Below are 25473 nucleotides of genomic sequence, written 5' to 3'. Positions count from 1 at the left end.
TTATTAAGACGAACAACTCACCATCACTTCAGGCACATCACTTGGCAATGGCGCTAAATCTTCAGGCTGTTCCAGATCTGGCTGTTTTAGATAAGGCTGGCTCAATAGTTTAAATAAACGATCTACTTCAGAAAAATCATCCCGCTCTGCCAGTTCAATGGCTTTCTGTGCCATATGATTACGCAGAATATAATGCGGATTGGCCAGTTGCATGGCGGCGTCTAATTCTTCAATATCCTGTTGTTCGCGAATGCTTTCATATTGCGCCAAGAATGCTTCAAACTGACGACGATCCAGACAATCGTCTTTCATGGCTTCATAGTCTTTATTTTGCAGACGGATAAAACTCTGAGTGTAGTCCAGTTGCTCGCTTTGCAAAATGCGTAGAAATGCCATCGCACAATCAAAACTGTCTTTATGAAAACTTGGCAAGCCCATTTTCTGGTTTAAACCATGTTTGTAATGTTCCAAGAACGTCTGCTCATAATGTTCCAGACAGCAGGCCAGATCCTGTTTCCATTGTTCTTTGTCATAATCCGCAGGGCAGAGGGGAACCAGATTGTTTAACCATTGCCACAAGTTCCAGTGCCCGATACTTGGTTGTTGCTGATAGGTATAACGCCCCTGATAATCCGAATGGTTATTGATCCAGTTCGGACGGAAGCGCTCCATAAAGCCATAAGGACCAAAGTCCAAAGTTGAACCGGTAATATTCAGGTTGTCAGTATTCATCACGCCATGCGCGAAGCCAACCAGTTGCCATTTGGCAATCATCACCGCTGTGCGCTGAATGACTTTTGTGGCAAAGGCTAATAGCGGCTGTTCGGCTTGCAGGCATTCCGGATAATGCCATTCAATACATTTCTGGGTAAATTCAGCCAATAACTCCGGCTGATATTGATTGATCCATTCAAAATGCCCGAAACGGATATGACAATCTGAGGTACGTAACATCATCGCACCCGGCTCCAGCCTTTCGCGTTGAATGCCTTGCGTTGAGGAAGTAAAGCCAACCGCATTGCTCGCCGCCACACCCAAAGCATTTAATGCATGACCCGCCAGATATTCACGAATCACCGAACGCAGTACTGCACGCCCATCACCCATGCGTGAATAGGGCGTTGCACCCGCACCTTTTAAATGCAGGTCAATAGTCTGACCTTCCTGATCAAGAATCTGTGCAATTAACAGGCCGCGACCATCTCCCAATTGTCCGGCCCACTGTCCAAACTGATGACCTGCGTAGACCATGGCCAAGGGTTGAAACTCAGCAAAGACTTTCTGACCACTACACATCTCGACCCATTGCGCTTTATCATCATCTGACCATTGCAGTTGTTCTGCCAAAGCTACGTTAAAATGCCCGGCTTTTGCGCCTTTCAACGGCAGCGGAACTTGATGGTGATAAAGGGCAGCAGGAAGGGTTTGATAACGAGAGTTAAAATACATGGCACTCAGTACAGGCTTGGAATACCTTGACTATAACAAAGTTGCCTGTAGAAAACTGTTGTATAAACGAGAGTTCAAGTTATCTTTCAGACATAAAAAAGCCCCGATTGGGGCTTTTTTGTGAGCAGTTTTTATTAAGATACTGCTGATTTTTTCAAATTACGAACCAGTAGATTCAAGGTTGCCCGGTGATGGGATAAACGCTGTTCAACCAGCTGGAATTCAACTTTCAGTTTGTCATCCATCTGGTGAATTTTTTCTGCCATAGAAGCCTTTTTCACCTGAATTTCTTGCTCTTTCAGTTTGGCCCAGTCATTTAAAGTTTGGGTAAAGGCATCATATTCCTGAGCAATCTTGGTTTTCACAGTAATGATGTCTTCAGAAACATCATGACCATAGACCGCAAGATCCTGTTCAGCATATTTAAACTTCATCGCCAGTTCCGCTTTTTTGATATTAAAGCTAGGAATACGACGTAAGTTTTTGGCTAAACCCAGTTTAGAGCAGGTCCAGATCAACCATTTGGTTGGATCGTATTGCCACCATTTCACGCCATTACGGTAATCGTACTGGAAAATGTGGTGGTAATTATGATAACCCTCACCCCAGGTGGCAATCGCAAGTACGAAGTTGTCACGTGCAGTGTTCTCGTCGGTATAAGGACGATTACCCCACATGTGACACAGCGAGTTGATGAAGAAAGTCACATGATGGCTCAGGATTAAACGCACTAATCCACCCAGCAGCAAGACTCCCCAGACATCGCCGACTGCCCAGCCAATTGGAAGCAAAATAGCAGCATGAACGGCAATCACTAATGGAATATAGTATTTGTCCTGAAACATGACGACTTTGTCTTTTAACAGATCTGGCGCATTTTTATAGTTTGCCACACCTGATGGATAATCACGTAACATCCAGCCGATATGTGCATACCAGAAACCTTTGTTGATCGAGTACGGATCTTGATCCACATCATCGACATGACGATGATGAGTACGGTGACCAGATGCCCAGAACAAGATACTATTCTGTACAGCAAATGTACCCATAATCATTAAGATGATTTTTAATGGTAGAGTGGCTTCATAAGCACGATGTGCCCACAGGCGATGGTATCCTGCTGTAATGCCAAGGCTGCTTACGCCCAGTAAAACAAACATGCTGATCCAAGCGGCGGCGCTAAAATCATGGTGATACGCATATAACGGAATTGCAATCAGTGCGACAATGGGTAATAACACCAATGCAAACACCGCAATCCAGTTAATGGGGGCTTTGGGTAAGGGAGCATTCATCTCCAACAGCACTCCTAGAACCTCGGAAGGTTTAACAAAAAGCAGAAACCACTGTTGATTTTAACAGCAGCCTATCTTGTTTATATTAGCATGTGGCCTATAGCATCACTAGCATTATTGTACGGTTGTATTGTACTTGTCAGTAACAGGATAAGTAGGGCAAAAACGACCATTTTGCCAGTCTAGACGGGGCTTGATTTTCGACTAAGTGACTGAGGATTATCGGTCTTTTAGACTATTTAATTGGGCTAATATTAAGCGATTTAACTGTTCATCATTTCTACAATATTGCCAGAAAATTTGCAGAATATATCTCATAGAAAATTAATTTAACATTCAAGTCGAATCAATCTAAAAGTCAGACACGCTTTAATAGCTTGACATGAAATCGAGCTGTCTTAAATAAAACGATTTGAACTGATCAATAATCAGGGTGTTTTTTAGAGTTGCTGCAGCATCAGTTTTGGGTAATCGGTAATCAGCCCTTGAATTCCCCAATCACGCAGCTCTTTGGCTCGGCTCACATCATTGACCGTCCAGACACTGATATTCAATTCAGCAGCCTGGGTGGCCTGAATCAGGTCTTTGCTGGCCAGCTCATTCATCCAGCCAATATGACAGCAATCCAGTTCTAGCGCCTGATCAATCGCTTGATATTTTAGGTCGGTTTCGATGAGTAAACCGCGTTTTAGCCGGGAATTTTGCTGTTTGAAGGCTTGTAGGACTTTGGCATCAAAACTGGTAATGATGGCCGCCTGCTCATAGCCTTGCAGTTGCTGTGCAACGTCCAGTGCAATTTTCTCAGCCGCAGCTTCGGAATCGACACTTTTGATTTCGACTTCAATATGCTCAAAGTCTCGAATGACATTTAAGGTCTGATTTAAAAGGGGAGTGGCTTCGACTTTATTCCAGTCTGACCAGGTCACAGCATGATTATAGTGTGCAAGATCTTGACGATTGCATTCATATAAATGCTTTTGCAAACCTGTGGTTCGCACAAAGTCGTCATCATGCATGATGATTAAGGCATTGTCTTTGAGCTGACGCACATCAAACTCAACGGCGCGAATACCGATGTCTTGAATATATTGAAAACCGCCTAGGGTATTTTCAGGGGCTTCGCCACGTGCACCACGATGACCAATTATGCGCATAGACTGCCCATAAATTGAGAAGTTGATTTCATTGTATGCGTGCTATGTGACAAAAAGATGATAAGGCTTATTGTCGTCAGATGCACTGTAAAATCAAGATACATCTGACGCGTATTTTTAGATTTAGAATCAAGAAATAATTCTAGTTTTCGATGCTGTCATTGATATTTTTTTGCCACAGCACTTCTGAACCGCCCTCGCTGCGTTGCAAGGTGCGCGATGCTACAAATAGCCAGTCTGATAAACGGTTCAGCAGTTGTAGCGACGCTGCCTGAATATTCTGGTCGCGAGAGTGGACTGACATCACGCTACGTTCTGCCCGGCGGCAGACTGCGCGCGCCTGATGGGCAAAGCTGCAGACTAAAGTGCCGGCAGGCAGAATAAAGTCTTTGAGCATTGGCAAGGCTTCATTCATACGGTCGATATCATTTTCTAAAAAATCAATCGACACAGGTTGTACCAGATTAAAACCCGGAATACACACTTCACCACCGAGATCAAATAACCAGTGTTGAATCAGGCTTAAAGATTTGTCCCAAGTGGCTTTATCTTCAATCGTGCTTGCTGAAATCTGTGCACGTAATACACCAATCACGGCATTGAGTTCATCCACATCACCGAGCGCATCAATACGTAAATCGTCTTTGGCAACGCGAGAACCATCACCCAAACCTGTGGTGCCTGAATCGCCTGTGCGGGTATAAATCTTACTTAAACGGTGACCCATGTGATTTCCTTGATTTTTAAATGCTGTAAATAAAAAGCATCATGCCATAGGCATGACATGATGCTCAAAAGTATTTATTGAAACGCTGAACTTAGTATGTAAAGGTTACACCGGCAGAAGCGAGGCGGCCTTCATCAATATAATAATTATTCCAGTTGTATTCGATCTTATGACGGACATCACCGACATTTTCTATGTTGGTAAAGACTTTGACATGTGGATTGATATTCCAGTAGGCATTTAAATCGACGGTCGCATAGCCCGGATTATGGTCTGAATCACTCCAGCTTTTTGACTTGGAACGAGCAATAAGAGAAGCACTCATTCCATAAACTTCATTTTCCAGGCCTGTAGTCAGAGTGAGGGTCTGACGTGGTCGTTTAGCTAAAGCAACATCCGCTTTGCTATCTTTAGCTTGCACATATGCAAAAGCAGCATCAATGAACCAATCGTTTTTTTTCCAGTTCGATGCAAGCTCGCCACCACGAAGTGTCGCTTCGTTGATATTATTTAACTTGCCATCTACTTTTTGGATCATGTGATCTATATCATTTTGATATACAGAAATTGCAACAGATGAGTTTTGAGTGAGAGCATGGTCTAAGCCGATTTCATAAGACAGGCTTTCTTCGGCTTTTAGGTCTGGATTTGCAGATTCGCCACTGTACAGCTCATTCAGATTCGGTGAACGGAAAGCAGAGCCGATATTCGTATAGACGCTGAGTTGAGGTGATATTGCATAACGTGCAGCGGCTTGGCCTACCGTATGGGTGCCATATTTTTCGTTGTCTTCAACACGGATGCCAAGTTGCGTATTAAGTTTGTCTGATTGATATTGATGTTGTGCATAATAGCCTTGTGATGAAACATCACCTTGATAGGCTATTCCATAGGACAGCACATCGCCATCAAGCTTGCTGTAAGTTGTGCCTAATAAAAAATGATGCTGATCATTTAAATTGAGTTTGGCATACATTTCAGCTTCTTGAGTGGTGCTATATGAATAATCGACCTGACCCAGATAATTCGCAGCATTTTGATCGAGTTGATCATCAAACTGCGATAAGCGAGCATTGAGTTCTAATTGTGAACCTAGGTTAATGCGCCCTTTCAGGTTAAACATTTCATTTTCAAAATCTTGTGAAGTAAGGCTACCTGCGTTGTAATCACTTATGCCTTTATTTTGGCTGTAATCAAGAGATAACGCATATTGGTCTTTGTCGACACCAAATTTGGTGCTGAAACCTTTTTGGTCAAAGGAATAGTTTTCATCTTCATTATCTAGAACAGATTTTCCGTCAGTTTCTAGACGTTGACCACGGATTTGCGCATAAAAACCATCTTCAGCTAAATCGGCACCCACAAGTGATTTGTAGGTTTTATTCTCGCCAATTTCACCAGTCATAAATGCAGATGTTTTTTCAGGTGTTTTAGACACGAGTTGTACCACACCACCAATCGCATCTGTGCCATATAGAACGGATGCAGGGCCTTTTAAAATTTCAATTTGCTTGAGATCAGTCGTATCAATAAAAGGTAAGGAAGCTGAACTGCTTAATGCTGTATTCAATCGCATGCCATCACGAAGAACGAGTGTATGTGAAGAGCTTGTACCTCGCATAAAAATAGAGGACTGTTGTCCATAACCGCCGAGCTGAGCGACGTTTAAAGCAGCCTCTTTTTTCAATAAGTTTGGTAATGAAGCAATAGGAGATTGCTCAAGAGTCGCAGCTTCAATAATTGAAATACGCGCGGGTACATCTTTGATATTTTGTTCACTACGAGAAGCAGTCACCACAATGGTATCCAAAGATGCTTTTGCAACTTTTTGCTCGGTAGCAAAAACAGGTGAAGTGATACCCAACGCAAGTGCGATCGCACCTACCAAGGCAGTAGGTTGAAATTGAATAGACATGAAATGCTCCATACATTCACTTCCCCGTGAATGATTGGGTGATAGAACACAACAAGCAGGTTTCCGGACTTAAATGTGCAAAGTACAGGCTTTGCTGTCTATCCACCTTCCCACATCAAGATGCAGTGGTGTAAACCGAAGTGGTTTATTTGATAGACGTTTCATTTTTACCGTTGCGGGGGCAGTGCTGGATTTACACCAGCTTCCCTAAAGCAGGAGGCTACTTTGGCTTGTTGCAAGATGGGCGCAGTATAAAGTTTGTATGCCTTATACACAATCTGCAGCAAGAATAATCCGGATGAACTTTACGCAAGCCGGAAAAATTGCATTACAATGATTTGCCCCAATCTTATAGATTGTTCAAGACATTGGTAGATCTAGAGCCAGAATAATATGCGAACCCGTGCCAAAATTTGTGGAATCACCCGAGTCGAAGATGTTCATGCTGTGGTGAACGCAGGTGCAGATGCGATAGGATTCGTATTTTATCCACCGAGTCCCCGAGCTGTTACAGCCGCTCAAGCTGCTCAACTGGTTCAAGCCATTGCACCTTATGTGCAAGTGGTTGGACTGTTTGTGAATCATTCAGCTAATGAGATTCAGGATATCTTGCAAACGGTTCATCTTGATATTGTGCAATTCCATGGTGATGAAACGCCGGAACAATGTCAGACAATCGCTCAACAGGTCGGACGCCGCTGGTACAAGGCCATTCAGGTCAAACCTGATCTTGACGTAGTTGTAGAAATTCAACGTTATCAAGATGCTGGCGCGAGTGCAGTGCTGTTAGACGCATGGCATCCTGATCTGAAAGGTGGTACGGGCCACAGCTTCGATTGGGAGACATTTCCCAAACTTGATATTCCCTTGATCTTGGCAGGCGGTTTAAATCCTGACAATATCGAACAGGCAATTCTCACCACACAGGCCTATGCCGTAGATGTGAGTGGCGGTGTCGAGTCCGCAAAAGGTATTAAAGACCAACAACTCATAGAACGCTTTATGCAAGGAGTCCATCGTGGATCAGCAAAGTACTAGCCAGAACAGTCAGGCAGTTGACTATACCCAATTCCCGGATGAACGCGGGCATTTCGGTATTCATGGCGGACGTTTTGTGTCAGAAACACTCATGGCGGCTTTAGAAGACTTGGAAAAGCTCTACTTCCGTATGAAAGATGATGCACAGTTTTTGGCAGAATTTGACCGTGATCTGGCGTTTTACGTCGGTCGTCCGAGTCCTTTATATCATGCTGAACGATGGTCGAAAGAGTTGGGTGGTGCGCAAATTTATCTGAAACGTGAAGACCTGAACCATACCGGTTCGCATAAGGTCAACAACACTATTGGTCAGGCCTTGCTTGCGAAATTGTCAGGCAAAAAACGTATTATTGCCGAAACAGGTGCCGGTCAGCATGGTGTAGCAACTGCCACAATTGCAGCACGTTTAGGTCTTGAGTGCGTGGTATTTATGGGCGCTGAAGATGTCAAACGTCAGGCCATGAACGTGTACCGTATGCGTTTGCTTGGTGCGACAGTTGTGCCTGTACAAAGTGGCTCTAAAACCTTGAAAGATGCCATGAACGAAGCCATGCGTGACTGGGTAACCAATGTCGATTCAACTTACTATGTGATTGGTACCGTGGCAGGCCCACATCCATATCCGCAGCTGGTACGTGATTTCCAGTCGATTATTGGCCGTGAAGCACGCCGTCAGATTCAGGAGCAAGCTGGTCGTCTGCCTGATGCCTTGGTAGCCTGTGTTGGTGGTGGTTCCAATGCAATGGGCTTGTTCTATCCATTCCTGAACGATCAAGATGTGCAAATGTACGGTGTAGAAGCCGCGGGTTTGGGTATTGAAAGCGGTAAACATTCAGCGCCATTGAATGCCGGTCATGTCGGTGTACTGCATGGAAACCGAACTTACCTGATGTCGGATAAAGAAGGTCAGATCATTGAAACGCATTCAATTTCTGCCGGTCTGGATTATCCGGGTGTGGGGCCAGAACATAGCTTCCTGAAAGATATGGAACGTGTGAACTATGTACCGATCACGGACAATGAAGCCCTACAGGGTTTCCGTGATTTAACCAAGATTGAAGGCATTATTCCGGCGCTGGAAAGCGCACATGCTATGGCTTATGTATCTAAACTTGCACCGACCATGGACAAGGATCAAATCATTATTGCGACGGTTTCAGGTCGTGGTGATAAAGACTTGATGACTGTGGCACGTATTGATGGCGTGGAAATGGTTGAGATGTAACTGTTCTGATCAGCCTCTTCCTATGGGATAGGTTTGGAGAAGGTAAGTTAAAAAAATCGTGCTAAGAAAACTTGGCACGATTTTTTATTGAGTAGATTTTGAAAAAACACACTGGTATGGAATTAAGAAAACTCACCTTCAGCGCGTTCTTTGGCCCATTCGCGTAAAACAAATTTCTGCAATTTTCCGGTCGAGGTTTTTGGAATTTCGGTAATCACAACATCTTTAGGCGCTTTAAAACGTGCCAGATGCTGTTTGCAGAATTCCATAATCTCTTCCGCTGTTGCAGTTTGTCCTGCTTTGAGTTCTACAAAGGCACATGGTACTTCCTGCCAGCGTGGATCCGGCTTGGCCACAACAGCTGCCGTTAAAATGGCAGGATGCTGATACAGCACTTCTTCGACTTCTAGTGAGGAAATATTTTCCCCTCCGGAAATAATCACGTCTTTAGATCGGTCAGTAATTTTGGCATAGCCATCAGGCTGACACACGGCCAGATCGCCGGTATGGAACCAGCCACCGGCAAAGGCTTCTGTGGTCGCTTCCGGATTTTTCAGATAACCTTTCATCACGATATTGCCACGGAACATGATCTCGCCCATGGTCTGACCATCATGCGGAACTTCCTGCATGGTGTCAGGATCAAGCACTTTCATACCATCTTGTAGCGGATATGGCACACCCTGACGTGAATGCAATTGCGCCTGTTCCTGAATAGACAAATCACTCCAGCCAGCCTGTGATGCACAGAGCGCAGAAGGGCCGTAGGTTTCAGTCAAACCGTAAACATGCGTCACATTAATTCCGATATTACGCATGCCTTCAATAATTGCAGCCGGCGGGGCAGCACCCGCCACCATGACTTCGACACGATGGTCAATTTTGGTCTTTTTCTCTTCAGGCGTATTGATCAGCATTGACAGGACAATCGGTGCGCCACAGAAGTAATCGACTTTATGTTCAGCAATTAGTTTGAAAATCAGTTCGGCATCGACTTTACGCAGGCAGACGTTGGTTCCGCCGTTGGCCGCCATAGTCCATGCAAAGCACCAGCCATTACAGTGGAACAGTGGCAGTGTCCATAAATAGGTGGCACGCGGCATCATGCCACAAGCAATGATATTACTGGCGGCATTAATGTAGGCACCGCGGTGATGATAGACCACACCTTTCGGATTACCCGTGGTTCCAGAGGTGTAACTTAAGCTGATGGCATCCCATTCATCTTGAGGCAAATGCCAGTCAAAATTTGCATCGCCTTGGGCAATCCAGTCTTCATATTCGATTTGACCAATACGGCTGTCTTCACCTTCAAACTCTGCATCGGCCACATCAATCACATAAATTTCTTGTGAAACCAGCGCCAGTGCTTCGGTCGCAAGTGCAGTAAATTCAGGGTCGACCAATAAGACTTTGCTTTCAGCATGTTCCAGCATAAAGGCGAGCGTCTTGGCATCCAGACGGGTATTTAAGGTATTGAGTACCGCACCTGCCATTGGCACAGCAAAGTGCGCTTCAATCATGGCAGGGACGTTAGGCAGCAGGACAGACACGGTATCATTTTTACCGATGCCTAATTTTTGGAGTTGGTTGGCAAACTGACGGCAGCGATTGTATTTTTCACGCCAGGTAATGCGGCGCTGACCATGAATAATCGCATTTTGATTCGGATAGATATAAGCTGCACGATCTAGATAGCGTAAAGGTGACAAGGCTACAAAATTTGCGGGGGTACGCGGTAATTCATCGTATGCGCTAACCATGGTAAAACTCCGTTGTATCGTTATTTTCATATCCTTTTGAAAAGATATGCACTTCTTCGAAATCTTGCATTTATGCTTTAGTCGAGTAAATTAATATAAATTTTAAGTCATTGAATATTAATTAAAATATTTAGCCCTATTTGATTTTTTTGAACCCGTGGGTTCCCATATTTGATTTTTTAGGTATTTTACTCTAATTGAGTCAGTAAAATAATATGAGCCAGAGAATAATAATGAAAATACAACAGGCGAATGCAGTCTGGCGAAACTGGTCAGGGAGTCAGCACAGCGCTCCTCAAGTTTTTCAGCCCAGAGAAATAAGCGAATTACAAGGTTTGGTGAAGTCACAGGCAAAGATTCGTGCAGTAGGTGCGGGGCATTCATTTAGTGCTTTGGCTAAAACCAATGATGTGCTGCTTCATCTCGATCATTTAAAAGGTGTGGTGGCTTTGGATGAGGCAAAAGTTCAATGTACCGTGCACGCTGGTACGCGTTTATATGATTTAGGTGAATATATTGCCCCGATCAATCAAGCTTTACCCAATCAGGGTGACATTGATCAGCAAAGTCTGGCGGGAGCGATTTCCACGGGAACGCATGGCACCGGCATCGATTTACCCTGTTTATCTGCTTTTGTGGACGGTTTTGAATTGCTGACTGCAGATGGAGAGCTGTTGCAATGTGATCATCAGCAGAATACCGAGATATTTCAAGCGGGGCGTGTGGCGTTAGGTAGTCTGGGGATATTGACCAAAATTACCCTGCAAAATCGTCCGCGCTATAAATTAAAAGAACAGATTCGGCTGTGTCCATTAAAAGAAGTATTTGCGCATATCGATCAATGGAAACATCAGCACCGGCATATTGAATTTTGGGCTTTTCTTCATTCTGATCAGGTCATGCTAAAAACCCTGGATGAAACGGATGATGAAATTCAGCCAAGGCAGGAGAACTGGCCATCTGAAGATGCGTTATTGAGCTTGTGTTCTGAATTGACCCGATTTATTCCTGCATCTAATCCTTATCTGCAAAAACTGCTCAGTGTTTTTGTTAAACCGAGTTGTTATGTAGATTGGTCATCCCGGATTTTTCCGACTCCGCGTCAGACCAGATTTAATGAAATGGAATATCAGCTTCCGGTCGATTCCGGCTTGCAATGTCTGCAGGAGGTTTTAGCCACCTTAAGGAAGCAGAATGTGCCGATGTTTTTCCCGATCGAATTCCGTTATGTCAAAGGCGATGAGATCTGGCTGAGTCCTTTTTATCAGCGTGATTCGGTTTCGATTTCGATTCATCAATTTTATAAACAGGATTGCCGAGCTATTTTCGATCTGGTCGAGCCGATTTTTCAGAAGTATCAGGGACGGCCACATTGGGGAAAGTTGCACAGCATGACAGCCGCTTCGCTGTGTGATCTTTACCCAAAATGGGATGATTTTATGAGATTGCGCCAGCAACTGGATCCGCAGCAAAAATGGCTGAATCCGCATTTACAGCAGTTATTTTTGTCTGAATAGCAGGAGCGAATTATGCAATCGAAGTATTTTCAGCAACTGACCCGAGATTTGCAGCAGCAGGGAACTGGTACACCGCAACTGATTCTGGATCTGGCTCAATATCAGCAGAATCTGGAGATTGTACAGGCAAAAATCCCTGCGCAGCTCAAGCCGCGTCTGGTGGTGAAGTCTCTAGCCAGTATCCAGCTACTCAAACTGGCCAGTGAAAAGCTGAATACCCGACGATTTATGGTATTTCATTTACCCCATCTTTTAGAAATGATGAGAGCATTTGAACAGGCCGATATCTTGCTGGGTAAGCCAATGCCGATTCATGCGGTACAACATTTTTATCAAAACGTTCCTGAACAAAATAAAGCAAATGATCAAAGCAATATTCAATGGCTGGTCGATGACATAAAACGCTTGAAGCAATATCTGCAATTCGCTCAAGAATCTAATCTTCAGTTAAATATCAATATTGAAATTGATGTCGGCTTACATCGTGGTGGGGTGAGTAGCCAGCAACAGTTGATAGCCTTACTCAAACTTATTCAGCAATATCCCGTCGCTCTCAGGCTTTCAGGGTTGATGGGCTATGATGCACATGTCGCCAAATTGCCGAATATTTTGAAAAGCCCCGAAAAAAGTTATCAGCAATCGCAGCAGATTTATCAACAATATAAAAATACTATTCAGCAGCAATTCCCCGATTTATGGCGGGCAGATTTGTGTTTTAACGGTGGTGGCAGTCCGACCTTTATGCAGCACTGCCAGCAGAGTGTCTGTAATGATCTGGCTTTTGGCTCGATGCTGCTCAAACCCAGTGACTTCGATCTGGACAATTTATCCGTTTTAAAATGTGCGCTCTGGATTGCCACACCGATTTTAAAGGTATTGTCTTATAGCCAGATTCCGGGTCTGGAAATGCTGAATCATTTGCCGCATCGGCATAAAGCACTGTTTATCTATGGTGGCTATTGGCAGGCAGATTATATTTATCCTGAAAAAAGCCGGCCGCATCTGTTGTATGGTCGCAGTAGTAATCAGGAAATGCTTCAGGTACCTAGGCAATGCAATATTCATGTCGATGATTATGTGTTTTTAAGGCCGACACAAAGTGAAGCCATCATTCCACAATTTGCCCAGCTCTATGTTTATCGTGAGAGAACATTTATTGAGTGGCAGACTTTCCGGGAATAACCACATTTTGAATTAAGAGATGAGCCTAAGTCTTTAAAGATCAGGGAAAGATTTGGGAGTAAATCTGATTTTTATTGGGGAAAAGGTTTAATCATGCGGCCAAGCCGTGTAAAATTCGAATCGATTTTATTTATCCACCGTTTTTATCTTTTGAGGTTTTCCTCGATCATAATCTCGCGGTGACATGCTCCATGGTACGGGGCATCACTCCTTAAGGATTTCTTATGCCAATTATCACTTTGCCAAATGGCGATCAAAAACAGTTTGATCAAGCCGTATCTGTGATGGACGTTGCACTCAGCATTGGTCCTGGTCTTGCAAAAAATACCGTTGCTGGTCGTGTAAACGACCGTTTAGTGGATGCGTCTGATCTCATCACTGAAGATGCAACCTTACAAATTATTACGCCTAAAGACGAAGCCGGTGTCGAAATTATTCGTCACTCTTGCGCGCATTTGGTGGGTCATGCGGTTAAGCAACTGTTCCCAGAAGCAAAGATGGTCATTGGTCCGGTCATTGAAGAAGGTTTCTACTATGACATTTGGATGCCACGTCCATTCACATTAGACGACATGGCAGTCATCGAAGAGCGTATGAAAAAGCTCATCGATCAAGACTATGATGTTGTGAAAAAAATGACCCCGCGTGACGAAGTGATTGCAGAATTCACAGCGCGTGGCGAAGAATACAAATTACGCTTGATCAACGACATGCCTGAAGAAACACAAATGGGCTTGTACTACCATCAAGATTACTTGGATATGTGCCGTGGTCCGCACGTACCAAATACCAAATTCTTAAAATCGTTCAAGCTGACTAAAATCTCTGGTGCTTACTGGCGCGGTGATGCGAAAAACGAACAGTTACAACGTATTTATGGTACAGCGTGGGCAGACAAGAAACAGCTTGCAGCTTATGTAAAACGTATTGAAGAAGCAGAAAAACGCGATCACCGTAAAATTGGTAAAGCGCTAGACTTGTTCCATATGCAAGAAGAAGCACCGGGTATGGTGTTCTGGCATCCGAACGGCTGGACCATTTACCAGGTACTTGAACAATACATGCGTAAAGTTCAGCAAGACAACGGCTATGAAGAAATCCGTACCCCGCAAGTAGTTGATTTCACGCTGTGGGAAAAATCAGGACATGCTGCCAACTATGCAGACAACATGTTCACCACGCATTCTGAAAACCGTAACTACGCGGTTAAACCAATGAACTGTCCTTGTCACGTACAAGTGTTCAACCAGGGTTTAAAATCATACCGTGATCTTCCGGTACGTCTGGCAGAATTTGGTTCATGTCACCGTAACGAGCCATCAGGTTCTTTACACGGCATTATGCGTGTACGTGGCTTTACCCAAGATGATGCGCATATCTTCTGTACCAAAGAACAGATTGGGCCTGAAGTTGCAGACTTTATCAAATTGACACTCGACGTATACAAAGATTTTGGCTTCGAAGAAGTACAAATGAAATTATCAACACGTCCTGAAAAACGTGTCGGTGATGACAAACTTTGGGATATGGCTGAAAAATCTTTAGCAGATGCTTTAGATGCTGCGGGTCTTGAATGGGAGCTTCAGCCGGGCGAGGGTGCATTCTATGGTCCAAAGATTGAATTCTCTCTGAAAGACTGTCTGGGGCGTGTCTGGCAGTGTGGTACCATTCAGTGTGACTTTAACTTGCCAGAACGTTTAGATGCGTCTTATGTCACAGAAGATAACGACCGCGATCAGCCAGTAATGTTACATCGTGCAATTCTTGGCAGTTTTGAGCGTTTTATTGGTATACTGATTGAACACTACGCAGGCTTCATGCCACCTTGGTTGGCGCCGATGCAAGCGTGTGTGATGAATATTACCGATTCTCAGGCAGAAGCATGTGAGTCAGTTGTCGCAAAACTTAAAGAAAACGGTATTCGTGCAATTTCTGACTTGAGAAATGAGAAAATCGGCTTTAAGATTCGTGAACGTACTTTAGAGCGTATTCCTTACTTACTGGTACTTGGGGACCGGGAAGTTGAAGAAGGTACAGTAAACGTCCGTACCCGCTCAGGAAAAAATTTGGGTACTATGTCAATCGATGCTTTCGTTGACCTAGTAAAAGCAGCCGTTGCCGAACGCGGCCGGTACATTGTGGAGTAACAGCGATTAAACAGCCTGACCGTAATCAACAGGGCGGTAACAAATCAAACCGTCCTGCCTTGAATGATGAAATTCGTGCGAAAGAAGTCCGTCTTGTAGACGAAAATGGTGAGCAAAAAGGGATTGTAAGCTTAGCTGAAGCCCTGCGCGCAGCAGAAAGTGTGGAACTTGATCTTGTCGAGATCGTAGCCAATGCTGAGCCACCAGTATGTAAGATCATGGACTTCAACAAGCATTTGTTTGATCTTAAGCAAAAGCAGAAAGAAGCGAAGAAAAAACAACATCAAGTCCAGGTGAAAGAAATCAAGCTACGCCCGGGTACTGATGTTGGTGATTACAACGTAAAACTACGTGCAATCATCAAGTTCCTTGAAGAAGGTAACAAGGTGAAAATCACCCTTCGTTTCCGTGGCCGTGAAATGGCGCACCAACAGTTGGGTCTGGCTCAATTGCAAAAAATTGAAGCTGACGTGGCTGAATTCGGTACTGTTGAACAGATGCCGAAAATGGAAGGCCGTCAAATGGGTATGCTGCTTGGTCCTAAAAAGAAAAAGTAAGCACTCATGAAGCGAAAAAAGCCCTGCAGATGCAGGGCTTTTTTTATGCCCTAAAATTCCAAGCAGTTTGTATGGCCTGCATAATCTGTTGAGCCTGTTGCCGGGAAAACATTGATAATTGAATCCTGAAAAATCCGAGACAGATTTGATTGATCAGATCAGGCTGGCATAATCTAAAATCTAGCGTGCCATCGCGTTGACTGATGAGATGCGCTGGAGTTCTACTCAGCCAGCGCTTGAGATGGGCTTTGAGAGAATCGTATCGAGGATTCAGAAAGCTATAGTGTACCGAGTGCCGTTTTAAGCAGAGGCTGATCCGGAAACCGGCCAAAGTATAATAAATTGCCTGAGACGTTATTTTTAGTTTGGTTCCCAGCATGAGCAGCGAAAGACCAAGAAAGCCGCCGATATAAACATAAAAGCCAGGCGACTCTTGCCATAAAAATAACAATCCTTGCAGAAAGCTGGAATTGCTACGCAGACTGCTTAAATAAAAAATGCTGAATATGCCAACAGGATAACAGAGTAGTAAATATCCAATAGCGCGCATGATCGGACTACTCTGATGAAACAGGATTTTTTCTGACGCGTTCATAGCTTATTTTTATGATCATAAAGCGTATTGTTTTAATGAGCTTAGAGAATCTGGAGTCAAAAAGAAAGGCCCTTTTGGGCCCTTCTTTTAAGTCAAATCCAGCTTATTCAACTGATTTTTCATCATTTTCGATCAGCAGTTTATTGCCAATCGGAATTTGGCGCGGCAATTTCTCTTCTGGAATGATACGTTGCAAGTCAATGATCAATAGACCATTTTCATAATCTGCCTGTTGTACTTCAATATATTCATCCAGACGCAAAGACAATTTAAATGTACGTCGTGCAATGCCTTTGTGCAAGAATTCGGTATGGTCATTGCTCTGGTTTTCAGGCTTACCTAAAATGGTCAGTAACTTATTTTCCAGACGAATGTCGAGTTCTTCCTGACGGAAACCCGCAGTTGCGACCACAATCCGATAATTATTTTCGCCATGCTTTTCGATATTATACGGGGGATAATTCGGCGCATCACTTTGCATGGCATAGTCAATAAAGTCATTCAAGCGATCAAAACCGATACTACGACGAAACAGAGGATGAAGATTTAAGTTGCTCATGATTAGAACCTTCTCGATTAAGCAAAGTTATAAAAACAAGAAAATAAGATCTGTCATGTCAGACATCGACAGTACATAAGATTGACGCAATCCTTATGCACAAATAAATATGTGTCTGCTGTAAAAATTTTCAAGATAAAAAATAAAAAAATACATGAATTTTTATTAAGATAATGATATTTATATAAAAATATTTTTAAAATACAGACTTGTTGTTTCTGGCTGAATCCTCTATGTTGAATGCATCATGGCATAGATAAAGTGCAGGGAGTATTAAAAAAATGATCGATTTATATTATTGGGGCACCCCCAATGGCCATAAAATTAGCATTGCTTTGGAAGAAATGGGGCTGAAGTATCAAATTTTTCCGATTAATATTCTGGAAAATGACCAGTTCCAGTCTGACTTTCTGGCTATTTCTCCTAACAATAAAATTCCGGCGATTGTCGATCAGGAAGGGCCAGATGGCCAGCCGATTTCAATCTTTGAATCGGGTGCGATTTTGCAGTATTTAGGTCGTAAAACCGGCATGTTCTATCCGACAGATGAAATCAAACGTATTCAGGTAGAACAATGGCTGATGTGGCAAATGGGTGGACTAGGCCCGATGCTTGGGCAAAATCATCACTTTAGCCGTTTTGCGCCTGAACGTATCGCCTATGCCACCGAGCGTTATGTCAATGAAAGCAAACGTCTGTATGGCGTGTTAAACAAGCAGCTGGTCGGGCAGGATTATGTGGCTGGTGAATATTCGATTGCCGATATGGCGATATTCCCGTGGTTGTTGCGACACGACTGGCAGCAGATTAATCTGGCAGATTATCCTGAAGTGGCTAAATATATCGATCGCTTGAATGCACGTCCTGCGGTTCAGAAAGCGCTTGCTATACAGGTCAGTTAAGCTGCAGCCTTTATGCTAAAATAGCCTTAAATAAATAAAGCCACCCTTAAGGTGGTTTTTTATTGGATGGATATATGAACGATTTTCTTCTGAATTTTACCAAGATTGTTGAAAGCAATACCCGAATTTACTGGAGTATTCTCTTCGGTATTGCTGCATGTTTAGTGCTTTATATTGCTGAAATTGTACATATTGATCAGGTAATTGCTGCTCTCAATACCAAAGATCAGCAGATTTTGCGTGCAGCGATTGAACCCATTACTCAGCAGTATAAATGGGGACGGATCATGGCAATGGTGGCAGCAGTACTGTGGTCCAGCTGGGAATATAGCAAAGCCAAGAAAAAACTGCGTTTAAGCCATTAATACTGGCATGAGCCTGTTTCTGCTCTTTCTATCAGCCTTCGGTGCAGCGACATTACTGCCTTTACAGTCTGAAGCTGTGCTGCTTGGTCTTTTGGTACAGGCAAGCCATAGTGTGGCACTGTTAATTGCGGTGGCCAGTCTGGGGAATATTCTGGGTTCCTGTGTCAACTGGTATCTGGGGCTCAAAATCGAGCATTATAAAAATAAAAAATGGTTTCCGGTGTCAGAAGACAAGATGCTCAAGGCACAAATGATATATCAGAAATATGGCTATTGGTCTTTGCTGCTGAGCTGGGTGCCTATTATTGGAGATCCCATTACTTTAATTGCAGGACTACTGAAAGAAAACTTTGCCCGATTTTTACTCATTGTCAGCCTGGCGAAAATTGGACGTTATCTGTTTATTTATGCGGCTTTTGCCCTGTTCTAAACCTGAAGCGATTTTTCTGATTCTGTTTTGCGCACTATTTTTAAAGTGAAATCATAAAACCATCCTGTTTAAATTCGCTTATTGGATGAAGATGCTTTTGTTTTAAACAAAGATGCTTTAGAATACTCGCTCCCTTACCTGCAGGTCGTTTTGTAATGGTGCAAACGAGCCGAACAGGTGTTCAAAAGAGGTTGTTATGCCTAAGATGAAAACTCGCCGTGGTGCAGCTAAACGCTTTAAAGCGACTGCTAACGGTTTTAAGCGTAAACAAGCGTTCAAACGCCACATTTTGACCAAAAAATCTGCTAAGCGTATTCGTCAATTGCGCGGCTGTGTAATGGTTCACGTAAGTGACGTTGCTTCAGTTCGTCGTATGTGCCCGTACATCTAAGGAGATTATAAATGGCTCGTGTAAAACGTGGTGTACAGGCTCATCGCCGTCACAAAAAAATTCTTGCTCGCGCTAAAGGTTACTATGGTGCTCGTTCACGCGTTTACCGCGTAGCGTTCCAGGCGGTAATCAAAGCTGGTCAATATGCATACCGTGACCGTCGTCAGAAGAAACGTCAATTCCGCGCTTTGTGGATTGCACGTATCAATGCTGGTGCACGTCAAAACGGTTTGTCATACAGCCGCATGATTTCTGGCTTGAAAAAAGCTCAAGTAATCATTGACCGTCGCGTTCTTGCTGACATCGCTATGCATGACGCAGTTGCGTTTGCTGCGATTGCTCAAAAAGCAAAAGATGCGTTGGCTGCATAAGTCTTTATGACTTGAAAAAAGACCGCCATTTGGCGGTCTTTTTTTGCCTGAAAAATGGGAAATAGCTAATGCGCGATTTTCGTGAAATATGGTCGCCCATCGATCAGACTAAAAAAAGTTAAGTTTGCGAATAACGACACCGATACTATTTCAGAAAAATGGGCTGAAACTAATACTGTAATCTGCTTGAATTTAACCTTTTATTTCCATCTTTACTGAGCAATAAAAAGAGCATTATCTCGAGCGCTGAGTAAAAAATAATTGCGGTTAAATTCAAATAATCGAAAAAATATCAAACCCTGGTTGAGTTGAGATTCAATTGTTTGATGAATGATCAAAACTCATCGCGAAAACCGACAGCATTATTTCAAGCTCATCTCTGCTGTCGAATATCGACATATCCACTGGATTCGGCTAAGTTTTATCCAAGAAGTTAATATTTTCTTGCTGAAATCTTAAAGACCAAAATAGTAGCCAATCAGACAGATAATCACGGTAATCACAATCAAGGTCAGTACATTTGCAGAATTAGATTTGCCCGGATCTTGAGGTTTTTCCGCTTTAGATATTTTGGGCGAACGGTGTTCGGTACTCATACCCACAAATGGGTCAGGCGCAACTTTTGGGGTGAGCTGTGCAATTTTATAGTGGTTGGCAACTTTGCTGATGAATTTGGCACTTAAATCATCAATTTTTTGTGAAAAGTGGCGTAAATTGAGCTGCTGATCTGGGCTCAGGACTTCACCATCTGACGTATAGGGATGTTGAATTTTAGTTTGAATAAACTCATTTAAGGCATCTAGCCGGTATAAAGTCTGATGGGCATAATCAGCTGAATAGTCGGTCGGAATCAGGGCCAAATGACTTTCTGTATCTGCCTGAATTGCAGGTATCGTGCCGTAGTATGGAAGATTGGTATACGCCGGTTCTATAAAATCTTGAGCTAGGCTGCTTTCAAATAACTCATAATTGGTATAAGCCTGGATATCGTCCCAGTTCGGTGCTTCCAGATCTGTGTCAATACGCTTGGCCAGTTTGGGATTCAGCTCATAACACCAGAATGTTTCATGACGTAAAGGGGACTGCTGCGATTTAGGCGCTTCGTAATCATTGTCTGAGCTATACCATTCCGGCAATTCTTTGCCAATAATCCAGGCAGTTTTGGCTTTGGCACCATGGCTGACGATAAAATGCGCCAGAGGTAGCAGCTCGACATTGGCATTCGGATTTTTTTCATCAACCAGTAAATCCGAGCGATGCAAGCTTAGTCGGCGAACCCCTTGTTTTTTAAGTCCTTCCAGCCAAATCTGAAAATGCTGGGCCAATAGGTGCTGTGACATCAGATCCCGGAAGGCAAACTGATGCTGATTAAAAATGGAATGTTGAATCCAACGATTGAAACTCAGGTCCTGAGTCAGATACTCATTGCCATAAGTGACCAAGGTCAGCTGCTGTTTCCAAATTTGATCGAGTGCCATAGTGATTTGATCTGATTGATATTGTGTTTATCTTATACTTTTTATATTTAATCATGCCAATCTAATTTTCCTTAAAACGTATCTTCATCAAAGTGTCTAAAAACTGTTAGAATGTGGGGTTTTAAAATATTTTTTAACCTGTTGCTTTGAGAGTTACTATGTCACTGGAAGCCCTGACCACTGAAGCGCTCGCTGCGATTGCAGCAGCAGAAGACCTTGCTGCACTTGATCAAGTACGAGTGCAATTTACGGGGAAAAAAAGCCAGCTCGCGGAACAATCTAAGTCGCTTGGTAAAATGGATCCTGAACAACGTAAAGTCTTCGGTGCACAAATCCATGCTGTACGCGAAGCCATTACCGCTGCATTAACATCACGTCAAGCTGAACTGCATAAAGCGGCGTTAGAACAAAAATTGGCAAGCGAAACCATTGATATTACCTTGCCCGGTCGTGGTCAACAGGTGGGCAGTATCCACCCTGTAACCCAGGTACAAGAGCGTATTTGTCAGTTCTTTACCAAAGCCGGTTTTACGGTGGCCACTGGTCCTGAAGTTGAAGATGACTATCATAACTTTGAAGCGCTGAATATTCCGGGGCATCACCCGGCGCGTGCCATGCATGACACCTTTTACTTCGATGTAAATCATTTGCTACGTACGCATACGTCTGGTGTACAGATCCGTACCATGGAAACACAACAGCCACCGATCCAGATCGTGTGTCCGGGTCGTGTCTATCGTTGTGACTCGGATCAAACCCATTCGCCAATGTTCCATCAGATCGAAGGTTTGTATGTGGCTGAAAATACCAGCTTCGCAGAACTGAAAGGTTTGTTGATTAACCTGCTGAATGAATTCTTCGAAAAAGATTTGAAAGTACGCTTCCGTCCATCTTATTTCCCGTTCACTGAGCCGAGTGCTGAAGTGGATATCATGGATGAACGCGGTCGCTGGTTAGAAGTTTTGGGCTGCGGTATGGTGCATCCAAATGTGCTACAAGCTGCCGGCATTGACCCTGAGAAATACAAAGGCTTTGCTTTCGGACTGGGCGTAGAACGTTTTGCGATGTTGCGCTACGGTGTGAACGACTTACGTATGTTCTTCCAGAATGATGTGCGTTTCTTACGCCAGTTTGCTTAAAACTTTTTATTTAATCCTCTCCTAACCTCTCCTTTAAGAAAGGAGAGGTACTCCACGAAATAAATGGGGTTCTCCCCCTTAGAAAAAGGGGGAGTCAGAGGGGGATTCTAGAGATTTGAATTACAGGTTTTATATCAATGAAAATTAGCGAAAATTGGCTACGCACATGGGTCAACCCAGCCATCGATAGCGACAAGCTTTCTGATCAATTGACCATGTTGGGTCTTGAAGTTGATGAACTTGCTCCTGCAGCAAAAGCATTTACAGGCGTAGTGGTTGGTGAAGTTCTGACAGTAGAACAGCATCCGGATGCAGACCGTTTACGTGTGACCACTGTGAATATCGGTACAGCTGAGCCATTACAAATCGTCTGTGGCGCGCCAAACGTACGTGCAGGCATGAAAGCGCCTGTAGCAACCATTGGTGCGGTATTGCCGGGTGATTTCAAAATCAAGAAAGGCAAGCTACGTGGTATTGAGTCTCAAGGGATGCTGTGCGGCGCTTCTGAGATTGATCTCGAAGATAAAATTGACGGTCTGTTAGAGCTACCAGACGACGCAGCTGTGGGTGTCAACATTCGTGAATATCTGGATCTTGATGACAATGTGATTGACATCAGTATCACGCCGAACCGTGGTGACTGTTTCAGCATTCGCGGGATCGCACGTGAAATTGGTGTGATTAACCAATTGCCAGTGACTGCGCCTGAAATTAAAGAAGTGACTGCAACCATTGCTGATGAAAAGCAGGTTGTAGTCAGCACTGAAGGCTGTCCACGTTACTTAGGTCGTGTGATCAAAAACGTCAATACCAAGGCAGCGACTCCTGTATGGATGGAACGCGCATTAGCACGTTCAGGTATTCGTCAGCACAGTATTCTGGTCGATATTACCAACTATGTCTTGATGGAGCTGGGTCAACCGCTACATGCATTTGATGCTGCTAAAGTGCAAGGCGCAGTCCATGTACGTCAAGCCACTGCGGACGAAAAACTTGTGCTTTTAAACGAGCAAGACGTTGAGCTTTCTGACAACGTGATGGTGATTGCGGATGACGAAAAAGCATTGGCGATTGCCGGTATCATGGGTGGCCTGTCTTCAGCAGTCAGTGATGCAACCACTGAAATTTTCCTGGAATCTGCTTTCTTCGCACCATTACATATTGCCGGTCGTGCCCGTAGCTTTGGTTTACATACGGATGCCTCACAACGTTATGAACGTGGTGTGGACTTTGAATTGCCATTAATTGCAATGCACCGTGCATCTCAGCTTATTTCTGAGCTGGCTGGCGGTGAATTTGGACCAATCACCGTGGCGGAAAAAGCTGAACTTTTGCCAAAACGTGATGCGATTGAATTAAACCAAGCTCAAGTCGATCAGTTATTAGGTTATAAAGTTGAAAGCGATTTTATTACTGATGCCTTGACACGCCTTGGTTGCACGGTGATGGTAAAAGCAGAAGGCGAATGGTCTGTAGTTCCGCCATCACATCGTTATGATATGGTGATTTATCAGGATTTGATTGAAGAAGTTGCACGTATTCATGGCTATGACAACATTCAAATCAGTCTGCCTGTGATTGATGTGAAGTTGGCAAAATACCAGGATCAGTTTGAACTGGGTCAATTACGTCAAACGGCGGTGACTTTAGGCTATCAAGAGGCGATCAGTTTTAGCTTCGCTGACTTGAAGCTTGAAAAGCAACTTAATTCCGGTGTGAATCCATTAGCATTAGCAAATCCAATTTCAAGTGATTTGGCTGTCATGCGTTCTACCTTGTTGTCTAGTCTGATCCCTTGTGTTCAGTACAATGTTAACCGTCAGCAAAGCCGTGTACGCTTCTTTGAACTGGGTTTACGTTTTGACTATCAGGAAGCCAGCAGCATTCATGATTTAAAACAGATTCCAACCTTTGCGCTGATTGCAACCGGTTCACGTCATGTTGAATCTTGGCATGCTAAACCTGCTGCAATGGACTTCTTTGACTTTAAAGGTGATGTAGAAGAAATTCTGGCTGCCGGCCGTGTCAAAGTGGAATATGTACGTTCAGAGCGTAGCTGGTTACACCCAGGTCAATCCGCAGAAATTCTCGTGAATGGTCAATCAATTGGTTACCTAGGGCGTCTACATCCTTCTCTGGAAGACGAGCTTGATCTGGCAACGACTTGGGTGGCAGAATTGGATCAAACAGCTGTTTTGCAAACTTATGTATCTAATTTTACAGAATTATCACGTTTTCCATCGGTTCGACGTGATATTGCGCTTTTAATTAGTGATAAGATTAATGTTAGCGAAATTCAGGGACTTATCGAACAAACAGGTGGGGAGCTTTTAGACTCGACGTGGTTATTCGATGTGTACACTGGACAAGGAGTAGAAGAAGGGAAACGCTCACTGGCATTTGCACTTCTCTGGCAGCATCCAAGCCGTACACTGGAAGATGCTGAAATTAAATCAGGTATGGATAATATCCTTCAAGTGTTAGAAAACACTTACCAAGCGACATTGAGGGCTTCATGACAGCACTAACTAAAGCAGAAATGGCTGATCATTTAAGTGAGCTCACGAGTTTAAACCGTCGTGAAGCAAAACAAATGGTTGAGTTGTTTTTCGATGAGATCAGCCAAGCGCTGATCTCAGGCGAACAAGTAAAACTTTCGGGTTTTGGTAACTTCGAGTTGCGTGATAAGCGTCAACGTCCAGGCCGTAATCCTAAAACGGGTGAAGAAATTCCGATTTCTGCACGCCGTGTGGTGACCTTCCGTGCGGGACAGAAGTTCCGTCAACGTGTGGGAAATGAGCAGATCAACTGATCTGCTTTTTTTAAAATTCTGTTATTTTTCTAAATTTCAGTTTTTAAAATAAAAAAAAAGAGAGCTCAAGGCTCTCTTTTTTTGTACTGAATAATCTAAAAGATTATTGAGCAGCAGCTTCAGAAGCAGCAGTAGCGTCAGCAGCAGCGTCAACAGCAACAGCAGCAGCAGCGTCAGCTTCAGCAACAGCAGCAGTTTCAGAAGCAGCAACTTCAGAAGTAGCTTCTACAGCAGCAGCGTCAGCAGCAGCTTCAGCTTCAGAAGCAGCTTCTACAGCTTCAGATGCAGCTTGGTTAGCGTCAGCAGCAGCGTCGTCAGCTTTTTTAGCACAACCAACGAAAGCTAGAGTAGTAGCAACTGCAGCAGCAATAGCGATTTTTTTGAATAACATGGCATCACTCTCTAAAAATTGAGATTAAAAAAAACCTAAGTTAGTCTGTTAAGTGCTTTTATTGTTCC

The 25473-nt window shown here is 43.7% G+C and carries 24 protein-coding genes and 1 riboswitch; of the genes, 14 read left to right on the top strand and 10 right to left on the bottom strand.

The features are described from left to right. Window positions 1–3 precede the first annotated feature (3 nt). The 5 genes from LOZ91_RS07425 to LOZ91_RS07405 all read right to left on the bottom strand — a co-directional run bounded on the left by LOZ91_RS07425 (window position 4) and on the right by LOZ91_RS07405 (window position 6543). Window positions 4–1449, bottom strand: a complete 1446-nt coding sequence (locus tag LOZ91_RS07425) for a protein adenylyltransferase SelO family protein (RefSeq protein ID WP_244782924.1) — start codon at window positions 1447–1449, stop codon at window positions 4–6. A 134-nt stretch (window positions 1450–1583) separates the two neighbouring features. Next, a complete protein-coding gene (locus LOZ91_RS07420) occupies window positions 1584–2747 on the bottom strand; it encodes an acyl-CoA desaturase (protein ID WP_005095770.1) in 1164 nt (387 codons plus the stop codon). Window positions 2748–3187: 440 nt separating this feature from the next. Next, window positions 3188–3901 (bottom strand): glycerophosphodiester phosphodiesterase, encoded by a 714-nt coding sequence (locus tag LOZ91_RS07415; protein ID WP_100329210.1) that lies wholly within the window; start codon window positions 3899–3901, stop codon window positions 3188–3190. Window positions 3902–4043: 142 nt separating this feature from the next. After that, entirely contained in the window at window positions 4044–4628 is a 585-nt protein-coding gene (locus tag LOZ91_RS07410) for a cob(I)yrinic acid a,c-diamide adenosyltransferase (RefSeq protein ID WP_005172582.1), read from the bottom strand. A gap of 91 nt (window positions 4629–4719) precedes the next feature. After that, window positions 4720–6543 carry a TonB-dependent receptor gene (locus LOZ91_RS07405; protein ID WP_244782922.1) on the bottom strand — a complete coding sequence of 608 codons (1824 nt, stop codon included), beginning with the start codon at window positions 6541–6543 and terminating at the stop codon, window positions 4720–4722. 36 nt (window positions 6544–6579) lie between these two features. Beyond that, window positions 6580–6792: riboswitch (cobalamin riboswitch) on the bottom strand. A 144-nt stretch (window positions 6793–6936) separates the two neighbouring features. Here LOZ91_RS07405 and LOZ91_RS07400 point away from each other — a divergent pair. After that, entirely contained in the window at window positions 6937–7581 is a 645-nt protein-coding gene (locus tag LOZ91_RS07400) for a phosphoribosylanthranilate isomerase (RefSeq protein ID WP_159138718.1), read from the top strand. Next, a complete protein-coding gene (gene trpB / locus LOZ91_RS07395; RefSeq protein WP_005095779.1) occupies window positions 7562–8806 on the top strand; it encodes a tryptophan synthase subunit beta in 1245 nt (414 codons plus the stop codon). The genes LOZ91_RS07400 and trpB overlap by 20 nt, the downstream gene beginning before the upstream one ends. 122 nt (window positions 8807–8928) lie before the next feature. Here trpB and LOZ91_RS07390 read toward each other — a convergent pair whose 3' ends face one another. After that, on the bottom strand, window positions 8929–10569 hold the full coding sequence (locus LOZ91_RS07390; protein WP_244782920.1) for an acyl-CoA synthetase: 1641 nt from the start codon (window positions 10567–10569) through the stop codon (window positions 8929–8931). A gap of 233 nt (window positions 10570–10802) precedes the next feature. On the opposite strand from LOZ91_RS07390, the gene LOZ91_RS07385 reads away from it, so the two are divergent. The 4 genes from LOZ91_RS07385 to infC all read left to right on the top strand — a co-directional run bounded on the left by LOZ91_RS07385 (window position 10803) and on the right by infC (window position 15972). Continuing rightward, a complete protein-coding gene (locus LOZ91_RS07385) occupies window positions 10803–12086 on the top strand; it encodes a D-arabinono-1,4-lactone oxidase (protein ID WP_244782918.1) in 1284 nt (427 codons plus the stop codon). A gap of 12 nt (window positions 12087–12098) precedes the next feature. Continuing rightward, window positions 12099–13268 (top strand): alanine racemase, encoded by a 1170-nt coding sequence (locus LOZ91_RS07380; protein WP_244782916.1) that lies wholly within the window; start codon window positions 12099–12101, stop codon window positions 13266–13268. A gap of 224 nt (window positions 13269–13492) precedes the next feature. After that, a complete protein-coding gene (gene thrS / locus LOZ91_RS07375; RefSeq protein ID WP_244782915.1) occupies window positions 13493–15415 on the top strand; it encodes a threonine--tRNA ligase in 1923 nt (640 codons plus the stop codon). 5 nt (window positions 15416–15420) lie between these two features. Beyond that, window positions 15421–15972: a translation initiation factor IF-3 gene (gene infC, locus LOZ91_RS07370; RefSeq protein ID WP_064094722.1), complete on the top strand. Its 552-nt coding sequence runs from the start codon at window positions 15421–15423 to the stop codon at window positions 15970–15972. A 43-nt stretch (window positions 15973–16015) separates the two neighbouring features. Here infC and LOZ91_RS07365 read toward each other — a convergent pair whose 3' ends face one another. Continuing rightward, window positions 16016–16567, bottom strand: coding sequence for a hypothetical protein (locus LOZ91_RS07365; RefSeq protein ID WP_074384065.1), 552 nt, complete (start codon window positions 16565–16567; stop codon window positions 16016–16018). A 103-nt stretch (window positions 16568–16670) separates the two neighbouring features. Continuing rightward, on the bottom strand, window positions 16671–17126 hold the full coding sequence (locus LOZ91_RS07360; RefSeq protein ID WP_005095791.1) for an Hsp20 family protein: 456 nt from the start codon (window positions 17124–17126) through the stop codon (window positions 16671–16673). 281 nt (window positions 17127–17407) lie between these two features. Here LOZ91_RS07360 and LOZ91_RS07355 point away from each other — a divergent pair, with 281 nt between their 5' ends. The 5 genes from LOZ91_RS07355 to rplT all read left to right on the top strand — a co-directional run bounded on the left by LOZ91_RS07355 (window position 17408) and on the right by rplT (window position 19585). Then, complete coding sequence (locus tag LOZ91_RS07355) at window positions 17408–18028, top strand: glutathione binding-like protein (protein ID WP_005095793.1); 621 nt, start codon at window positions 17408–17410, stop codon at window positions 18026–18028. Window positions 18029–18102: 74 nt separating this feature from the next. Further along, on the top strand, window positions 18103–18393 hold the full coding sequence (locus LOZ91_RS07350; protein ID WP_005095794.1) for a hypothetical protein: 291 nt from the start codon (window positions 18103–18105) through the stop codon (window positions 18391–18393). 7 nt (window positions 18394–18400) lie between these two features. After that, window positions 18401–18823, top strand: a complete 423-nt coding sequence (locus LOZ91_RS07345) for a YqaA family protein (protein WP_005095796.1) — start codon at window positions 18401–18403, stop codon at window positions 18821–18823. Window positions 18824–19019: 196 nt separating this feature from the next. Further along, window positions 19020–19214 (top strand): 50S ribosomal protein L35, encoded by a 195-nt coding sequence (gene rpmI / locus LOZ91_RS07340; protein WP_004278281.1) that lies wholly within the window; start codon window positions 19020–19022, stop codon window positions 19212–19214. A gap of 11 nt (window positions 19215–19225) precedes the next feature. After that, window positions 19226–19585 (top strand): 50S ribosomal protein L20, encoded by a 360-nt coding sequence (rplT, locus tag LOZ91_RS07335; protein ID WP_005095799.1) that lies wholly within the window; start codon window positions 19226–19228, stop codon window positions 19583–19585. A gap of 455 nt (window positions 19586–20040) precedes the next feature. Here the strand turns inward: rplT and LOZ91_RS07330 are convergent, their stop codons facing one another. After that, on the bottom strand, window positions 20041–21063 hold the full coding sequence (locus LOZ91_RS07330) for a hypothetical protein (protein ID WP_244782909.1): 1023 nt from the start codon (window positions 21061–21063) through the stop codon (window positions 20041–20043). Between the two features lie 158 nt (window positions 21064–21221). Between LOZ91_RS07330 and pheS the strand changes: the two genes are divergently transcribed. The 3 genes from pheS to LOZ91_RS07315 all read left to right on the top strand — a co-directional run bounded on the left by pheS (window position 21222) and on the right by LOZ91_RS07315 (window position 25014). Next, window positions 21222–22202: a phenylalanine--tRNA ligase subunit alpha gene (gene pheS / locus LOZ91_RS07325; RefSeq protein ID WP_005095803.1), complete on the top strand. Its 981-nt coding sequence runs from the start codon at window positions 21222–21224 to the stop codon at window positions 22200–22202. Between the two features lie 137 nt (window positions 22203–22339). Next, complete coding sequence (gene pheT, locus LOZ91_RS07320; protein ID WP_244782907.1) at window positions 22340–24721, top strand: phenylalanine--tRNA ligase subunit beta; 2382 nt, start codon at window positions 22340–22342, stop codon at window positions 24719–24721. Then, window positions 24718–25014 (top strand): integration host factor subunit alpha, encoded by a 297-nt coding sequence (locus tag LOZ91_RS07315; protein ID WP_004783565.1) that lies wholly within the window; start codon window positions 24718–24720, stop codon window positions 25012–25014. Before pheT ends, LOZ91_RS07315 begins: the two co-directional genes overlap by 4 nt. Window positions 25015–25117: 103 nt before the next feature. On the opposite strand, the gene LOZ91_RS07310 is transcribed toward LOZ91_RS07315, so the two are convergent. Then, window positions 25118–25405 (bottom strand): hypothetical protein, encoded by a 288-nt coding sequence (locus LOZ91_RS07310; RefSeq protein WP_004647530.1) that lies wholly within the window; start codon window positions 25403–25405, stop codon window positions 25118–25120. Window positions 25406–25473 lie beyond the last annotated feature (68 nt).

The organism is Acinetobacter sp. F-1, assembly GCF_022869025.1.
In the GTDB taxonomy this organism is placed as follows: Bacteria; Pseudomonadota; Gammaproteobacteria; order Pseudomonadales; family Moraxellaceae; genus Acinetobacter; species Acinetobacter pseudolwoffii.
This window is presented reverse-complemented; position numbering and strand designations above follow the sequence as displayed.